The organism is Shewanella sp. BJSY2023SW007, assembly GCF_047314525.1.
GTDB classification, from domain to species: Bacteria; Pseudomonadota; Gammaproteobacteria; order Enterobacterales; family Shewanellaceae; genus Shewanella; species Shewanella chilikensis.
Window position 1 is genome coordinate 20,196 of sequence record NZ_JBKORL010000031.1, and the last position, 17,343, is coordinate 37,538.

General features: G+C 55.6%; 14 protein-coding genes and 1 pseudogene. 13 read left to right on the top strand and 2 right to left on the bottom strand.

The window, feature by feature from the left end; genetic code table 11:
- Positions 1–82: 82 nt before the first annotated feature.
- The gene (locus tag ACMHXE_RS06465) at positions 83–829 is read right to left on the bottom strand and encodes an SDR family NAD(P)-dependent oxidoreductase (protein ID WP_412522770.1); all 747 of its coding nucleotides are present in this window, start codon (positions 827–829) and stop codon (positions 83–85) included.
- A gap of 117 nt (positions 830–946) precedes the next feature.
- Here ACMHXE_RS06465 and ACMHXE_RS06470 point away from each other — a divergent pair, with 117 nt between their 5' ends.
- The 11 genes from ACMHXE_RS06470 (at position 947) to ACMHXE_RS06520 (ending at position 13,434) form a co-directional block, all read left to right on the top strand.
- Positions 947–1,360, top strand: a complete 414-nt coding sequence (locus tag ACMHXE_RS06470; protein WP_404829502.1) for a YbaY family lipoprotein — start codon at positions 947–949, stop codon at positions 1,358–1,360.
- Positions 1,361–1,411: 51 nt separating this feature from the next.
- Entirely contained in the window at positions 1,412–2,356 is a 945-nt protein-coding gene (gene metA, locus ACMHXE_RS06475; RefSeq protein ID WP_165564900.1) for a homoserine O-acetyltransferase MetA, read from the top strand.
- A 634-nt stretch (positions 2,357–2,990) separates the two neighbouring features.
- Positions 2,991–4,172, top strand: coding sequence for a thiolase family protein (locus ACMHXE_RS06480; protein WP_101053026.1), 1,182 nt, complete (start codon positions 2,991–2,993; stop codon positions 4,170–4,172).
- A gap of 125 nt (positions 4,173–4,297) precedes the next feature.
- Positions 4,298–5,791 (top strand): CoA-acylating methylmalonate-semialdehyde dehydrogenase, encoded by a 1,494-nt coding sequence (locus tag ACMHXE_RS06485; protein ID WP_025009786.1) that lies wholly within the window; start codon positions 4,298–4,300, stop codon positions 5,789–5,791.
- A gap of 123 nt (positions 5,792–5,914) precedes the next feature.
- A complete protein-coding gene (locus tag ACMHXE_RS06490) occupies positions 5,915–7,072 on the top strand; it encodes an acyl-CoA dehydrogenase family protein (RefSeq protein ID WP_025009787.1) in 1,158 nt (385 codons plus the stop codon).
- 37 nt (positions 7,073–7,109) lie between these two features.
- Entirely contained in the window at positions 7,110–7,883 is a 774-nt protein-coding gene (locus tag ACMHXE_RS06495; RefSeq protein ID WP_071475957.1) for an enoyl-CoA hydratase, read from the top strand.
- A gap of 13 nt (positions 7,884–7,896) precedes the next feature.
- On the top strand, positions 7,897–9,009 hold the full coding sequence (locus ACMHXE_RS06500; RefSeq protein WP_413731726.1) for an enoyl-CoA hydratase/isomerase family protein: 1,113 nt from the start codon (positions 7,897–7,899) through the stop codon (positions 9,007–9,009).
- A gap of 41 nt (positions 9,010–9,050) precedes the next feature.
- Positions 9,051–9,950 carry a 3-hydroxyisobutyrate dehydrogenase gene (gene mmsB, locus ACMHXE_RS06505; RefSeq protein ID WP_101053032.1) on the top strand — a complete coding sequence of 300 codons (900 nt, stop codon included), beginning with the start codon at positions 9,051–9,053 and terminating at the stop codon, positions 9,948–9,950.
- A gap of 10 nt (positions 9,951–9,960) precedes the next feature.
- Positions 9,961–10,716 carry an SDR family oxidoreductase gene (locus ACMHXE_RS06510; protein WP_025009790.1) on the top strand — a complete coding sequence of 252 codons (756 nt, stop codon included), beginning with the start codon at positions 9,961–9,963 and terminating at the stop codon, positions 10,714–10,716.
- Between the two features lie 372 nt (positions 10,717–11,088).
- Positions 11,089–11,310, top strand: coding sequence for a hypothetical protein (locus ACMHXE_RS06515; protein ID WP_039032782.1), 222 nt, complete (start codon positions 11,089–11,091; stop codon positions 11,308–11,310).
- Positions 11,311–11,376: 66 nt separating this feature from the next.
- Positions 11,377–13,434: a prolyl oligopeptidase family serine peptidase gene (locus ACMHXE_RS06520; RefSeq protein WP_413731729.1), complete on the top strand. Its 2,058-nt coding sequence runs from the start codon at positions 11,377–11,379 to the stop codon at positions 13,432–13,434.
- A gap of 5 nt (positions 13,435–13,439) precedes the next feature.
- Here the strand turns inward: ACMHXE_RS06520 and ACMHXE_RS06525 are convergent, their stop codons facing one another.
- Positions 13,440–13,838, bottom strand: coding sequence for a MerR family DNA-binding protein (locus ACMHXE_RS06525; RefSeq protein ID WP_101053036.1), 399 nt, complete (start codon positions 13,836–13,838; stop codon positions 13,440–13,442).
- A gap of 190 nt (positions 13,839–14,028) precedes the next feature.
- Between ACMHXE_RS06525 and ACMHXE_RS06530 the strand changes: the two are divergent.
- Positions 14,029–14,682 (top strand): annotated as a pseudogene (locus tag ACMHXE_RS06530) (heavy-metal-associated domain-containing protein); the annotation flags it as partial.
- A gap of 171 nt (positions 14,683–14,853) precedes the next feature.
- The gene (locus ACMHXE_RS06535; protein ID WP_413731760.1) at positions 14,854–17,085 is read left to right on the top strand and encodes a heavy metal translocating P-type ATPase; all 2,232 of its coding nucleotides are present in this window, start codon (positions 14,854–14,856) and stop codon (positions 17,083–17,085) included.
- Positions 17,086–17,343: the final 258 nt, after the last annotated feature.

Below are 17,343 nucleotides of genomic sequence, written 5' to 3' on the forward strand. Positions count from 1 at the left end.
CTCCCAACCCAAGAGCTCTCAACCATAAAAAAGGCGCCTCCGGCGCCTTTTTATGAAAAACAATAAGAAGTTTATTTTATCTCTATTGCCCTCTGCGTTTCTTCACCTTCCAGTGGCGAGTGTTGTAGATAAACTCGGGCAGCAGTTTGGTGAGCCAGGCAACCGTCGCCCAGCGTTTGGTGACATAGACCCGGCGTTTGCCTTTTTGCAGGGCGCGGATGATTTGCCCGGCTACCACATCTACGGGTGATAACCACAGCTTACTTTGTTGCAGCGCGGCCTTATCCAGCAATCCCAATTGAATATCCGTAATGGTGATCGGTAGCTTGAGCCTTTGGGCATGCATGGAAAGCCCTTCGAGATAGTTCATTCCAAAGGCTTTGGAGGCATGAAAAGCCACGCTGGGGCCACCGCGAAGACCGGCAATGGAGTTGATAGCCGCAAGCTGGCCATAACCCTGTTCGCGAAACAGCATGAAAGCTGTGTTGCAGACGGCGGCAAAGCCACGGACATTGACACTGATGATCTCATCTTCAAGCTGCCAGGGCAGATCCGGATGATAGGAGTTGAGTCCGGTATTGACCAACACCAGATGTGCCCCCCCCAACTGTTGCCAAATCTGTTCCAGCTCGGCTATCAAGGTTTGCGGTTTATCTATGTCCAGGCCAAACACTTGAGCCTCGGTTGCCAGGGTGGCGGCAAACTCTTTCAATGAGTCGGGATCCTGTGCCAGCAATGCCAGTTTAGTGCCTTCATCGGCCAGGCGGCGGGCTATTTCACGGCTGAGGAGTGAGCTGGCGCCCACAATAATCGCAGTTGCTTGTGTCATAAGGATATTTGAACTCAAAAATGGAGTCCTATGATAGGATTATCCTCACAGGTTCTCAATGATTAAACTTGGATGTATAGACATCCAGAAGTCTTTGTGTATGATTAGGAGCTAGCAATGAAAATGACAGGCAACTGGCTGCGCATGCCAATGATGGCGGCTGTAGCAGGAATGATGGCACTCACAGGTTGTGCAACCCCGAATGCCACAGTCGAAATTGATGGCGATGTCTGGTACCGCGAGCGCATTGCCCTGCCACCGGAAGCCGTGTTGACGGTTCAGGTTCAGGATGTTTCCAAGGCGGATGCTCCGGCAGAAGTGCTGGCGGTTATTCAGCGCGACAGCGTAACCAGCCCAACGCCTTTTAAGTTCATTCTTGCCCGGGATCAGTTCCAGAGTGGCCACAGCTATAGTATCAGTGCCAGGATCACCCTTAAGGATGACTTACTCTTTATCAATACCCAGGCCTATCCTGTCAATATCGACAAGGTTGAGCCGGTATCCGTCATGGTGCAAAAGGTAGGGCGCTAACAGGTATACCAAGCCAAGCGCCTTGCCCTGAAAGTTCAGGAGAGGCGCTTTATGCCCGTAAGAATACCCGATAACCTGCCAGCCGCCGGTGTGCTTGAGTCGGAGAACATTTTTGTTATGTCCGAGAGCCGGGCGGCAATGCAGGATATACGGCCGATGAAGGTGTTGATCCTCAATCTGATGCCCAACAAGATTGAGACAGAAACCCAGTTGCTGCGGCTGTTGGGCAACACTCCGTTGCAGGTGGATATCGACCTGCTCAGGATCCACGACAAAGAGTCGAAACATACGCCGAGCGATCATCTCAATACCTTTTACCGTGACTTTGAAGATGTACGCCATCGCAACTATGACGGCCTGATCATCACAGGCGCCCCCCTGGGACAGCTGGATTTCGAGGAGGTCACCTACTGGGATCATATCCGCGAGATTATCGATTGGTCACAGGAGCATGTTACCTCGGTACTGTTTCTCTGCTGGGCGGCCCACGCCGGTTTTTATCACCTGTATCAACTCGAGCGCAAGATCCTCGCTGAAAAATGCTCCGGGGTTTATCAGCATAGGCGTATTCGCGCCCACGTGCCCTTGCTGCGCGGCTTTGATGATGAGTTTTATGCTCCGCACTCCCGCTATGCCCAGATGGATGTGGACGAGCTTAGGGCGCATCCCGAACTGACAGTGCTGGCTGAGTCAGAGCAAGCCGGTGCCTATCTGGTGATCAGTAAGGATAATCGCAACCTGTTTGTGATGGGGCATCCAGAGTATCGCAAGTCGACCCTTAAAGATGAGTACCAAAGAGATCTGGCGGCCGGGTTGGCGCCCAAGATCCCGCAAAACTATTTTCGCAACGATGACCCAGAGGCTGAAGCGATAGCTCGTTGGTATAGTCACGGTAGTCTGTTGGTGAGCAACTGGCTCAACTATTATGTCTACCAGTTGACCCCTTATGACTTATCGGATCTCAGTGCTATTACGCCCTGGGAACAGAGTAGCTGAGCCGCAACACCAAATGTTTTGTTGGCGGGAGTCGCAGTCTTGTGACTCAAGGAAGGTGCGAACAAGTCCCATGTGTGCTCTGCGCCGGCTTACGGGCCTGGATGCAAGGCGTGGTTCGCAGCAAATGGCCCGAGTCCTTTGCTAGAGGCACAACACAGCAGGCAGGCCTGTAAGCCACGCCCTTCGGGGCTTTCACAGCAACCGGCTCTCTGCGTTATCCGACTTCGCCAGGCCCCGGTATGCCTTCAGTCAGATGCCTTGAACGCCAATTGCTGTGTAAGCCAGAGTGCCACTAGGACTTATTGGCACCTTCCCTAAGTCCTAAAGGGCTTAGCTTATATCAAGCCAGATGGCGTCAGCCTCTACGGCTTTTGCTTCCTTAAACAGATATTTCCTTCTCTAATATTTTCTAAGCTGTAGTGTTTTGGCTTTCTTTCAGGGCACAAGCTGTCATCTTGCTGTAAATCCTCCCTGACAAAAATATCTATAAACGGAGCCTGTATTAGACTAATTAGTACTTGCCTTACGTTCGCGTAAACGTCAAAGTGGCAGCAACAGAGTGCAAATTTGCTGCACCTAACACCGCCGGCCTGCTGTTGGGCCGGTGTTTGGGTGCCCAACAAGGGAGTCAACAATGAGTCGTCCTCAGGATATTGTTATCGTCGCCGCCAAACGAACCGCCATGGGCGGTTTTCAGGGCTGTCTTTCCACAGTGCCTTCTCCTCAGCTGGCGGCTTCCAGCATTAAGGCCTTGATGGAAACCACAGGTGTGAAGGGCGAACAGGTCGATGAAGTGCTGATGGGATGTGTATTGCCGGCTGGCCTAGGTCAGGCCCCTGCCAGACAGGCGGTTTTGGGGGCAGGTTTGCCCCAGTCTGTTGGCGCAACTACAGTCAACAAGGTGTGCGGCTCAGGGATGAAAACCGTGATGCTGGCGCACGATCTTATCAAGGCCGGCAGTGCCAATATTGTGATTGCCGGTGGTATGGAGAGCATGAGTCAGGCGCCGTATCTGCTGGATAAGGCTCGCGGCGGCATGCGCATGGGCCACGGCAAGGTGCTGGATCATATGTTCCTCGATGGGCTGGAAGATGCCTATACAGGGGGCGCCATGGGAACCTTCGCCCAGAAAACCGCCGACGATTTTGGCCTGACCCGTGAAGCCATGGACGCCTTCGCCCTGAGCTCACTGGAAAAAGCCAATGCAGCCATCACCTCAGGTGCCTTCAAGGAGGAGATAGTCCCGGTAACCGTAAGCAGCCGCCGCGGCGATACTCTGATTGATACCGATGAGCAGCCCGGCAATGCCCGCCCTGACAAGATCCCGGCGCTACGGCCCGCTTTTGCCAAAGACGGCACCATTACCGCCGCCAACTCCAGTTCGATTTCCGACGGTGCCGCCAGTTTGATGCTGATGAGCCGTGAGCAGGCCGAAAACCTGGGGCTGGCAGTGATGGCCACCATCAAGGGTCATGCTACCCATTCCCAAGAGCCGGCCATGTTTACCACGGCGCCCGTGGGTGCCATGCAAAAACTCTTGGCACAAACCGGCTGGAGCAAGGATGAGGTCGACCTTTTCGAAATCAACGAAGCCTTCGCCATGGTGACCATGTTGGCCATCAGCGAGTTGGGGCTGGATGCCGCCAAGGTCAACGTCAATGGCGGTGCCTGTGCGCTCGGTCATCCGATAGGTTGCTCCGGCGCCCGTCTGCTGGTGACTCTCATTCATGCGCTCAAGGCCAGAGGCCTCAAGCGTGGTATGGCATCGCTGTGCATAGGTGGCGGTGAAGCCACTGCCATGGCGATTGAGATCTGATATCCCGTCGGCCGCGACAGCGGCCGGCAACAAATTAAAGTAATCAACAAGACAGGACACGGCGCCATCAAAAAGCAGCCACAAGAGCTGTAGGTGCGTCGTCCCACTACCTACAAGGAATTCTTATGAGCACACAAGTCAAGCACTACATAGATGGCGAATTCGTCAACGGTTCCGGCAGCAAGCAGATCAATGTTACCAATCCGGCCAATAATGAAACCATCGCCTTTATCAACTGTGCGACCCAGCCGGAAGTTGAGCGCGCCATCGCCAGCGCCAAGGAAGCCTTCAAGAGCTGGAAGGAAGTGGCTGTTTCCGAGCGTGCTCGGGTAATGCTGCGTTATCAGCACCTTTTGAAAGAGCACCATGATGAGCTGGCTACCATTTTGGCTCAGGAAACGGGTAAAACCTTTGAAGATGCCAAGGGCGATGTCTGGCGCGGCATCGAAGTGGCCGAGCATGCCTGCAACATCGCCTCCTTGCTGATGGGTGAAACGGTTGAGAACGTGGCCCGCAGCATAGATACCTACTCCTACACTCAGCCGCTGGGGGTTTGCGCCGGGATTACGCCATTCAACTTCCCGGCGATGATCCCGCTGTGGATGTTCCCGCTGGCTATCGCCTGCGGCAACACCTTCGTCCTCAAGCCGTCCGAGCAGGACCCAATGACGCCGCAGCGTCTGGTGGAGCTGTTCGAACAGGCCGGGGCTCCCAAGGGCGTGCTGCAGTTGGTTCACGGTGATAAAACGGCGGTTGATGTACTGCTGTCTCACCCGGATATCAAGGCGATTTCCTTTGTGGGCTCTGTGGGCGTGGGTCAGTACATCTACAAGACAGGCACTGACAACCTCAAGCGGGTGCAGGCCTTTGCCGGTGCCAAGAACCACTGCGTGATCATGCCTGATGCCAACAAGCAGCAAGTGATCAATAACCTGGTGGGTGCCTCGGTTGGCGCTGCCGGTCAACGCTGTATGGCGCTGTCGGTCGCTGTGTTTGTCGGCGCCGCCAAAGAGTGGATCCCTGAGCTGAAAGAAGCCCTGTCCAAGGTGCGTCCCGGTCTTTGGGATGACAAGGAAGCCGGTTACGGCCCACTCATCAGTCCGGCCGCCAAAGAGCGGGTGCTCAAGCTTATCGCCGAGGGCAAGGCCGAAGGCGCCGAGTGTCTGCTCGATGGTTCCGACTGCACAGTACCCGGTTATGAGTCAGGCAACTGGGTTGGCCCGACCATGTTCGACAAGGTAACCACGGACATGAGCATCTACAAGGAAGAGATCTTCGGCCCTGTGCTCTGCTGTATGGAAGCCGAGTCGCTGGAAGATGCCATTGAGCTGGTTAACGCCAGCCCTTACGGCAACGGCACCTCTATCTTTACTGCCAGCGGCGCCGCGGCGCGTAAGTACCAGCATGAAATCGAAGTGGGTCAGGTGGGTATCAACGTGCCCATTCCAGTGCCGCTGCCATTTTTCTCTTTCACGGGTTGGAAGGGCAGTTTCTACGGCGATCAGCACGCCTACGGCAAGCAGGCGGTGCGTTTCTACACAGAGACCAAGACCATCACCAGCCGTTGGTTCGAGTCTGATATCGCCTCTGGTCCCAACATGACTATCGCCCTCAAGTAACAGTGTGAGCCCAAGGGCAGCGGCAATGGCCGGTGCCCCTTTTTAATCGCAACAGTAAATAACAAGAGATCCGGCATCACCGGATCACCGCAAGACGCAGAGATCTGCGCACAGGAGTCAAGCATGGATTTCAATCTCAACGAAGATCAGCGCCAATTCGCCGAGCTGGCCCGCCAGTTTGCCGCCGATGAACTGGCCCCATTTGCCGCCAAATGGGATGAGGAGCATCACTTTCCCAAAGACGTGATCCAAAGAGCCGGGGAGCTGGGATTCTGCTCACTCTATTCTCCCGAGTCGGAAGGCGGTATGGGCCTGTCGCGTCTGGATGCCTCGATTATTTTTGAAGAGTTGGCCAAGGGCTGCACTGCCACCACAGCCATGCTGACCATTCACAACATGGCCACCTGGATGGTGACGACCTGGGGCCAGCAAAGTCTGCGGGCCGAGTGGTCTGAAGCGCTGACCACAGGCAGCAAGCTGGCTTCTTACTGCCTGACCGAACCAGGTTCAGGCAGTGACGCTGCTTCACTTGCCACCCGCGCCGAGCGCGACGGCGATGAGTATGTGATTAACGGCTCCAAGATGTTTATCTCGGGCGCCGGCGCCACCGAGCTTTTGGTGGTGATGTGCCGCACCGGTGAGGCCGGCCCCAAGGGAATTTCGGCCATTGCCATCCCGGCTGACGCCAAGGGTGTTATCTACGGCAAGGCCGAGGACAAGATGGGCTGGAACGCCCAGCCAACCAGACTCATTACTTTTGAAAACGTGCGGGTGCCGGTCAATCATCTGTTGGGTGAGGAAGGCCAGGGCTTTACCTTCGCCATGAAGGGCCTGGATGGCGGCCGCATCAATATCGCCACCTGCTCTGTGGGTACCGCTCAGGCTGCACTTGAGCGCGCCACTGAATATATGCATGAGCGCAAGCAGTTCGGCAAACCACTGGCCGCCTTCCAGGCGCTGCAGTTCAAGCTGGCCGACATGGCCACAGAACTGGTCGCCGCGCGGCAGATGGTGCGTCTGGCGGCATTTAAGCTGGACAGCGGCGATCCCGAAGCCACGGCTTATTGCGCCATGGCCAAGCGTTTTGCCACAGATATAGGGTTTGCCGTGTGTGACAGCGCGCTGCAAATTCACGGTGGTTACGGCTACATCCGCGAATACCCACTGGAGCGACATTTCCGTGATGTACGGGTACACCAGATCCTGGAAGGAACCAATGAGATTATGCGCCTTATCATCGCCCGCCGTCTGCTGGATGAGCATGCCGGCGAGATCCTCTAAGGCCAAACCCATTTAACCGAATTGCAAGGAGTCATTCATGTCTTTTTTGATTGAGCATATCGAAGGCCACACGGCTGTTCTGACCATCAACAATCCACCGGCCAACACCTGGACGGCCGAGAGCCTCAATGAACTGCGCCTCAAGGTGGAAGAGCTCAACAATGATCCAGATATCTATGCCTTGGTACTGACAGGGGAAGGGGAGAAATTCTTCTCGGCCGGCGCCGATCTCAAGCTGTTTGCCGATGGTGATAAAGGCAATGCCGCCACCATGGCACGCTGTTTTGGCGAAGCATTTGAAACCCTGAGCGCCTTTCGCGGTGTGTCTATTGCCGCCATCAACGGTTATGCCATGGGCGGCGGTTTGGAAGTGGCATTGGCCTGTGATATCCGTATCGCCGAAGAGCAGGCGCAGCTGGCATTACCCGAGGCCACAGTCGGTCTGCTGCCTTGCGCCGGCGGTACCCAGAATCTGACCGCTCTGGTTGGTGAGGGCTGGGCCAAACGGATGATCCTTTGCGGTGAGCGAATCGATGCCGCCAAGGCCCGTGAGATTGGCCTGGTCGAAGAGGTAGTTGGTAAGGGTGAGGCCCTGAGCGTTGCCATTGCGCTGGCGACCAAGGCTGCCAAGCAGAGCCCATCGAGCGTGACCGTTTGTAAGCAGTTGATCCAGGCCGGACGTAATATGCCAAGAGCTCAGGCGCTGCCGCTGGAGCGTGAGCTGTTTGTGGCTCTGTTTGACACCCAAGATCAGAAAGAAGGGGTCAATGCCTTCCTGGAGAAGCGCGCAGCCAACTGGAAAAACGCATAAGGAGGGCGGTGATATGAGTCATGAAGTGGTATTTCAGACCCTGGGAACCGCCAGCGGCAAGTTGATTGGTGTGGCCACACTCAATGTGGAAAAAGCACTCAATGCACTGAATCTCAACATGGTGCGTTTGCTGGCCAAGCAGTTGGCTGCCTGGAAACAGGATGAACAGATTGCCTGCGTGATCCTCGACGGCAGCGGCGATAAAGCCTTCTGCGCCGGTGGTGATGTGCGGGCGCTGTATCAGGCGCAGCAGGCCAATCCCGGCAGTTACACCCAGGAAGCCCGGGTGTTTTTCGAAGAGGAGTATCGGCTCGACTTTCAGCTGCACACCTTCGGCAAGCCGGTATTGGTTTGGGGCGACGGCATAGTGATGGGTGGTGGTCTGGGGCTGATGATAGGTGCCAGCCACAGAGTATTGACCGAGCGTTCGCGCATCGCCATGCCTGAGGTCACCATAGGCCTTTACCCGGATGTCGGCGGCAGCTATTTTCTCGGCCGCATGCCGGGCAAGACTGGGCTGTTTCTCGGCCTGACCGCCTACAATATGAATGCGGCCGATGCCCGTTATACCGGCATTGGCAATCATTTTCTGGCCTCAACGGATAAAGAGCGCATGCTCGATGCCATGGCGACGGTGAACTGGGGCAATAACACCAGTCTCAACCAGCAGAAGCTGCATGATCTGCTCAATGAACTGGAAACCCAGAGTGAAGAGCGTCCCGGCAGCAGTCGCTTGAAGGGCCATCAGGCCCAGATTGATGAGCTGATGACCGGAGATATGGCCGAAATTCTCGCCAAGATGGAGGCCCTGGAAACCCAAGAGAGTTGGTTGCAGCGTGCCCGTGACACCATGCTGAGCGGCAGCCCGCTTAGCTGGGCGCTGGCCTACGAGCAATCAAGGCTTGGGACTGACATGAGCCTGGCGGATTGTTTCCGCTTCGAGCTGGGGCTCAGCCTCAACTGCTGCGCCATAGGTGATTTTTGTGAGGGTGTCAGGGCGCTGCTTATCGACAAGGACCGTAATCCCAACTGGCGTTACGGCAAGGGCAAGATAGCACCGCAAGAAGCGGTATCTGCCTTGCTCGAGTCACCATTTGAACATGAACACCCATTGGCCGATCTGTAACAGATGCCGGCAAACAAGATTCCAACAGGGAGAGCAAACAGATGACAACAGTGGCTTTTATTGGTTTGGGCAACATGGGTGGGCCGATGGCGGTTAACCTGATCAAGGCCGGGATGACTGTTCGGGTATTCGATCTGGTACCGGCGGCGATGCAGAGCCTGGCAGAGCAGGGAGCTATAACGGCCCAGAGCGCCTGTGGCGCAGCGGCGGGTGCCGATGTGGTGGTAACCATGTTGCCGGCCGGCAAGCATGTTCGTAGCCTGTACCTCGGCAGCGAGCAGCAGCAAGGGCTGCTGGATGTTGTGGCCGAGGGGACCTTACTTATCGATTCATCTACCATAGATGCCGACAGCGCCCGCGCTGTGGCGGCTGCATCGGCCGCCAAAGGGCTTGAATTTGTTGATGCGCCGGTTTCCGGTGGCACCGCTGGGGCCGCGGCCGGTACGCTGACCTTTATCTGCGGCGGCAGCGACGCAGGTTTTGCCAAGGCTAAACCTGTTCTCGAGTGCATGGGCGCCAATATTTTCCATGCAGGCGGTGCCGGCGCCGGTCAGGTTGCCAAAATTTGCAACAACATGCTGTTGTCTGTCTTGATGGTAGGTACCAGCGAGGCACTGAGTCTGGGGATAGATAATGGTTTGGATCCCAAGGTGCTGTCAGATATCATGAAAGTTTCGAGCGGCGGCAACTGGACCTTGGAGAAATACAACCCCTGTCCCGGGGTGATGCCAAGCGTACCATCGTCCAATGACTATCAGGGCGGGTTTATGGTGGATCTTATGGTCAAGGATCTCGGCCTGTCCCAGGAAGCAGCGCTGTCCAGCCAGTCGAGCACTCCCATGGGCGCACTGGCGCGCAGCCTCTATGTCAATCATGCCCGCAAGGGCAATGGTCGTCGCGATTTTTCCAGTATTTTTGAACAATTCAAGCAAGAGAAATAAGGATAACCCAATGGATGTAAAAGGTAAGGTAGTCGCCATCACAGGTGGAGCCGGTGGACTGGGTCTGGCGATGGCGCAGGAGTTGGCCGCAGCCGGTGCCCGTCTGGCGCTGATCGATGTGGATCAGGACCGTCTGGAGCAAGCCTGTGCCCTGATGGGCGAGACCGAAGTGCAGGGTTATGCTGTAGATATCACAGATGAAGAAGATGTGATGGCAACCTTTCAGTACATTCTGGAAGATTTTGGTCAGCTCAATGTGCTGGTAAACAACGCGGGTATTTTGCGTGACGGCATGCTGATCAAAGCCAAAGAGGGCCAGGTGACAGACCGTATGTCGCTGGAGCAGTTCCAATCGGTTATTAATGTAAACCTGAGCGGCAGTTTCCTCTGTGGCCGTGAAGCCGCCGCCGCCATGATAAGCTCTGGCCAGGAAGGGGTGATCATCAATATCTCCAGCCTGGCTCGAGCCGGCAATGTGGGGCAGAGCAACTATGCCGCCTCCAAGGCCGGTGTCGCTGCCATGGCGGTGGGCTGGGCCAAAGAGCTGGCGCGCTACAAGATCAGGGCCGCCGCTGTTGCCCCCGGGGTTATTGCCACCGAAATGACCGCCGCCATGAAACCGGAAGCGCTGGAGCGTCTTGAGAAAATGGTACCGGTCGGCCGTTTGGGTGATGCCGCTGAAATCGCCTCGACAGTTAAATTCATCATCGAAAACGACTATGTCAATGGCCGGGTATTTGAAATTGACGGCGGTATCCGCCTGTAATTCAATGCCTTGAGATCAAGGCCAAAATAGATATCATCCCTGTTCTTTACCGCGTTTTAAACAAGGACAGGGATGATGTTTTCTTCCTCCACCAGGCAGCTTGTTTGTTAATTTTCTTTTGCCATGATGCGCTGCAGCTCTATGTGAACGACGGCGATAAGTTGGTGAATATCTTCTCTGACCCCATGTACTTCTGGCCAGTGAGCGGGATAAAACTGGTGAACGTGCCAGGTTCTTGCAAAAGTTATCATTCTGCAATTGTGAGGGGGAGATACTTGTCCGCTTTGTATTACAGACGTTGACAATTCTTGTCCCGGATTGAACAATCTCCCTAATAAAAGTTAAAAGTACCAGAGGTAACGACACTCACCCATGCATTGGTTGGAGAAACAGATTAAGCGCCTGCTTTTGCTGGTGGGAATCGCGGGTGTCATGGTAATCTATTTTGGATTCTTCTATCTGCTTCTCAGCGGTCGCTCCACTGAACCCATCACCTGGTACTATTTGCTTTCACCTTGGATCTGCATCTTTTTTGGATTATCCAGTTTGCAGCAGTACAGGGTGTTGCAGTGGTTCTGCGCCAAATTTAAATAACAACACAAGACTTACGTTGTAGTAGTTTCAACCTGCCTGTGGGTGGGTGTTGGGGGAAACGAAACCATGATTTTCAATCCCGGAAAGCAAATTTTGGCCGTAGCGCTGATGGTGTTAGTGCTGCAGGGGTGCGGTCAACCTGCGCAGGAGCAACAAGCCCTTGCCGACAATGAGCAGAGGATTAGCGCGGCTTATGGCAGCTGGGTCTCGCCTTTGGGGGCCGCCGAAGTCTACGGCAGTGCCTCGGCAATAGGTGAGCTGCAGAGTGTTGGTGATGCGATTTATTTCTCGGAATCCAGCCCGGCCGAAGGCGGCAAGGTGGGGATCAAGCGTCTTGAAAAAGATGGCAGCATTACCAGTGTGGTGGCGCCGGCCTTTGGTATCGGCAGTCGGGTTCACGAGTATGGCGGTGGCGACTTTCTTGGTATAGGTCAGAGCCTGTTTGTCACCAAGGGGCAGGATCAGCTGTTTTACCGGATAGCGCCGAATCAGGAGGCGCTGGCTCTGACTCCCAATGGCACCCGTCACGGGGAATGTATCTCTTACCCCAAGGGCTCACGGATTATTTGTGTTCGGGAAGATCATCGACAACCGGGTGAGCCCAAGGCCAGTTTGGTGACCATTAACCTGAATTTCTCCGGTGAAGGGGATATCTTTGTCGATGGGCACGACTTTATCAGTTCTCCGGCAATCAATGCCGACAATACTCAGCTTGCCTGGATCACCTGGGAACATCCCAACATGCCTTGGGATAATACTCAGTTGTGGCTTGGGGATCTCAATCGCAAGGGGCAGTTGACTAACATTCGCCAAATCGCACCCGAGCGCAAGGGCGCACTGATGCAACCCCTGTTTAGCCCAAACGGCGTGCTCTACTTTATTGCCGATTATGACAACTGGTGGAACCTCTATCGACTTGATGCCAAAGGCGATATCGAACAGGTTACCCAACTCAAGGCCGAAATCGGCGGCCCTGCCTGGAAGTTGGGGCAGCATGCTTACGCCTTTGAAAATGAAAATACCTTGATAGCCAGTTTCAACAAGGAAGGCGATGCCGGATTGCTGCGACTGGATCTGCAGACCGGGGTTATTGAAGTGCTGGCTGCCGACTTTGCCGATATCAAACAGGTGGTGCAGGGGGCCGACGGGGTTTATTTCGTTGGCAATAGGCCAACACCCGAGCGCGGCATCTATAAGGTTTCCGGCCGCGGTACAGAACTTGTGTATGCACCTAAAATTTGTGGTCTGGATCCCAGATACATCTCCCGCGCCGTCAATGTTGAGTTCACCACCAAAGGGGGAGACAAGGCTCACGGCTATTTTTATCCGCCGGTAAATGGTGATTACCAACCTCTGCCTGATACCCGGCCGCCTCTTTTGATGATGTTGCACGGTGGTCCGACCGCCAGCGCAAATAGGGCATACGACAGCGCCATTCAATACTGGACCAGCCGCGGCTTTGCCGTGTTTGAACTCAATTATCGCGGCAGTACCGGCTTTGGCCGCCAATATCGCCAGAGCCTCTATGGCAACTGGGGCAAGGTAGATGTTGAGGATGCCGTCTGGGCTGCAGGTTTTTTAGTTGACCAAGGCTGGGTCAATGCTGAGAAATTGGCTATCCGCGGCGGTAGTGCCGGTGGCTTGAGCGTGCTTTCAGCCTTGGCTTTCCATGATAAGTTCAAGGCCGGGGTAAGCTATTTTGGGATCAGTGATATCGAGGTGCTGGGCAAGGAAACCCATAAGTTTGAGTCAAGATACTTGGATCAATTGATAGGCCCTTACCCGGAAATGAAGGCTGTGTATCGTGAACGCTCGCCCCTGTATCATCTGCAGGGGTTCAACGAACCTTTGCTGCTGTTGCAAGGGCTTGAAGATAAGGTGGTGCCACCGAGTCAGTCGCAGCATATCTACAAGGCGCTGAAAGACAAGGGCGTACCCACGGCATTTATCGGCATTGAGGGGGAAGGGCACGGCTTTCGTCAGCCCCATAACAAGATACTGGCGCTGGAATCTGAGCTGGTGTTCTACGGCATGGTGTTTGATTTCACCCCGGCGGGCACGCTGCCGACACTGAAGCTGGACAATGCCGAAGCCTTGGCGCGGCCCGGACAACAAGTTGAGTGATAGCTTCAGGCCTGTTTGGTTTCGCTGGACAGGCCATCTATGATGGCGCATTCAGACTGATTGCCGCCGCGGCATTGAGATACCAGTTCGCTCAGTTGGGCATGCAGCGACGCCAGTCTGGCCATCTTGTCTTCCAACGCCTGCAGGTGCCCTTTGGCCAGACGTTTGACATCCTCGGCGCAGCGCTTGGGATTGTGTTTCAGTTGCAACAGATCCCGGCATTCATCCAAGGTAAAGCCCAGCTCGCGGCAGTGCTGTAAAAACTTGAGCGCCTCGATTTCAGCGGTCCGATACTCACGATATCCATTGTCGCCTCTGTGGGCCTCAACCAAGCCTATGTCATGGTAATAGCGGATACTCTTGATACTCAGACCAGTTGCCTTGGCCACTTCGCCTATTTTCATCGCTGAACTCCTGCCCTGTTGGGACTTTTGTGGGCTATTTTGTCGCGCCGCAAGCGCATTGTTGAGAGTCAGAGCACCTTTTATCTCACGGATGATTTTTCGAGCTTGACTCTCCCGTTACTGGAGACTTTAACCTTTATCTCAGTGTTGAGCCAGCCTCGCTTGCGAGGGGCAAAGAGGGGAGTTTCCAATGGACCAGATACAATTCACCATAGCGAATATGAAGTGCGGCGGCTGCGCCCGCAAGATAAAGGCCCTGTTCGCCGATGATACCGGCGTAGAAGCCGCTACCGAGGTGGCAGATAAGTCGTTGACGCTGACATTCGCCCCGGACGCAGAGCTCACCCCCGCCGCGGCGCTGGCGAAACTGAAAGACGCAGGTTATGACGCTGAGCAGGCCGAGATTGCGGCTACCGGCGCCGGTGACAGCGCGCAAGAGCCCAGCCCTGAACCCAGCCTTGAAACCCCTGCCAGCTTTAGCTTTCATGTTGCCGATATGAACTGCGGCCACTGTGAGAGTAAGCTTCGTAAGGCTTTGGCTGATGAGCTTGAGGTAGAAGTCGACCTTAATGGCAAACAGCTGCGGCTGAAAAGTCACAAGAGTACGGCCGAACTGGCCGAATTGATAATCGGCGCAGGCTTTACCCCGCAAACGCTGGAACCTGGCAATACAAGTGAGCCGGAAAACTTCCACTTTTATGTTGGCGATATGACCTGTGGCCATTGTGAGGCCAGTATTCGTAAGGCGCTCAGTGATGAAGCCGAAGTGACGGTCAATCTGAAACAGAAACGGCTTGCACTGAAAAGCCAAAAAACTGCCGCCGAGTTGACCGAGCTGTTAAAGGCCGCCGGGTTTACCGCCGAGCCTTGGCGCGATGAGCATGCCGAGGCTGATACCGAGACTGAGACAGAAGCTCAGGCTGACGCTTTGAAACCGGCAGTGGCCGCAACTACAACTGAAGCTGAAACTAAAGTCGGTAACCATGCCGATAAAGCCGTCAGCCACAAGGCCGCCATGGCTCACTCAGCCAACCCCACACTGCTGTTTGTACCGGATATGAGCTGCGCCAGTTGCGTGGCCAAGATAGAAAAAGCCTTTGCCGCCAAAGAGGTTGAGGCCAGAGTCAATCTCGCCGACAAGCAGGTGAGCGTGGCCGCAGGTTTGCCAGTGGCTGAAGCCGTTGCGCTGCTGCTCTCGGCCGGGTATCGCGCCGAGCCGATAACGGATGCCGCCAGTGCCATGGCCGACAAAGCCGAGCATGATGCCAGGGAATATCGCACCCGGATCAGACAGGCGATCGCCGGTCTCGGGCTGGGGATCCCCTTGATGATCTGGGGCCTGGCCGGTGGTGACATGATGATCCACGATAGCCAAAGCCAACTTATCTGGGGCGCCATGGGGCTGCTGACCTTGTTGCTGCTGGTCACCACCGGGGGCCACTTCTTCAGTGGTATGTGGCGTTCACTCAAGGCCAAGAGTGCCAATATGGATACGCTGATCGGCCTGGGTACGGGCACGGCCTGGCTTTACTCCATGCTGGTGGTGCTTATTCCCGGCTTTTTCCCCGACGGCACCCGTCATGTGTACTTTGAGGCCAGTGTGATGATCCTCGGCTTGATTAACCTTGGGCACGCATTGGAGCTGAGAGCCCGCGGCAAGACCAGTGAAGCGGTGCAGAAGCTTATTGCCCTGCAGAGCAATACGGCCATCAAGATCACCGAAAACGGCGATGAAACCGTGGCCATAGCGGCGCTGGTGGTGGGCGACAAGCTGAGACTGCGCCCGGGTGACAGAGTGGCGCTCGACGGTGAAGTGCTTTCAGGCAATTCGCTGCTCGATGAGTCCATGCTCACAGGCGAACCCATTCCCGTGGCTAAATCCGTGGGCGACAGTCTGAGCGCCGGCACAGTCAATGGAAACGGCAGCCTTATTTACCAAGTTACTGCCGGGCCTGCCGATACCCGTCTGGCGAAGATTATCGCCCTGGTTCAGGAGGCCCAGACCTCCAAGATGCCCATAGGGCGACTGACAGACAAGATAGCCGCCGTGTTTGTGCCTGTGGTGGTGGTGATTGCGCTGCTGGCGGCCATCATCTGGTATTTTGCCGGCCCTGAGCCTGCGCTGTCCCATGCGTTGGTGGTGCTGACCAGTGTACTGATTATCGCCTGTCCCTGCGCCTTGGGGCTGGCGACGCCCATGTCCATCATGGTATCTGTCGGCCGCGCCGCTTCCATGGGGGTGTTGGTGAAAAACGGTGAGGCGCTGCAAACCGCCAGCAAAGTCAGCTGTGTGGTGCTGGATAAGACCGGCACCATCACAGAAGGTAAGCCCGCCGTCACCCAGGTGGATATTTTTGATGATGCCTTTGATGAGCGCGAGCTGCTGCGCGCCGTGGCGAGTCTTGAGCAACACTCGGGCCACCCCTTGGCGGCGGCGCTGCTGGATGCCGCCAAAGCCAAAGAGGTTGTGCTGACTGAGCCGCAGGGGTTTGACTATCGCCAGGGGCAAGGTCTGCTGGGGCAATTTGAAGGCCGGCAGTGGGCGGTCGGCAACAGCAAGTTAATGGACGCACTGGGCATTAGGCTGACCGAGACGCACCAGGCAAGACTGGAGCAGGGGGCGGCGCTTGGACACACCCAGGTGCTGGTGGCCCGAGATAATCAACTGCTGGCGTTGGTGGGGATCAGTGACCCAATCAAAGCCGATGCTAAAGAAGCCATGGCCGCACTCAAGGCCCAGGGCAAACGCTTGGTATTGCTCAGTGGTGATAACCAGGTCACAGCCGAAGCGGTGGCGCGTCAGGTGGGGATTGAGGAAGTCATCGCCGGGGTGTTACCGGATGAAAAGCAATCCTGGGTCAATAAGTTTCAAGCGCAGGGTGAAGTGGTGGCCATGGTTGGTGATGGGATCAATGACGCCCCGGCGCTGATGGCCGCCGATGTCGGCATTGCCATGGGCTCGGGCACAGAGATTGCCATAGAGAGCGCCGACCTGACCTTGCTTAACCCAAGGCTGGGGAGCTTGGCCGGGGCATTTGCCCTGTCGCGGGCGACGCTTGGCAACATCAAGCAGAACCTGTTCGGCGCCTTTATCTACAACACTCTGGGGATCCCGATTGCGGCCGGGGTGCTGTACCCGCTGACAGGGATCTTGCTGAGCCCTGTGGTGGCCGGCGCGGCAATGGCGCTGTCTTCATTGACTGTGGTGACCAACGCCAACCGCTTGCGGCGTCAGTCTTTGGATTAAGCTTTTTCAGCGTTTGAGCCGGGGAAATTGCCCCGGCTTTTTATTGCTTTCTTGTTTTATCGCCTTGTTTTTCCTGTTTAAATAAGGGGTTTGCCTTTGCTCAGCACCAATGCTTGCCGAAAAACGCAGCCTGCAGTCACGGCCTGAGCCCTTAGCCTGTCAAAGCCTTTAGTCTATAAGAGCCTTTGGTCAATATAAGCTTGGGGCTGGATATCGCAGGCCAAGTGAGTCACAGCAAGGGCAACAGGGAACAAGAAA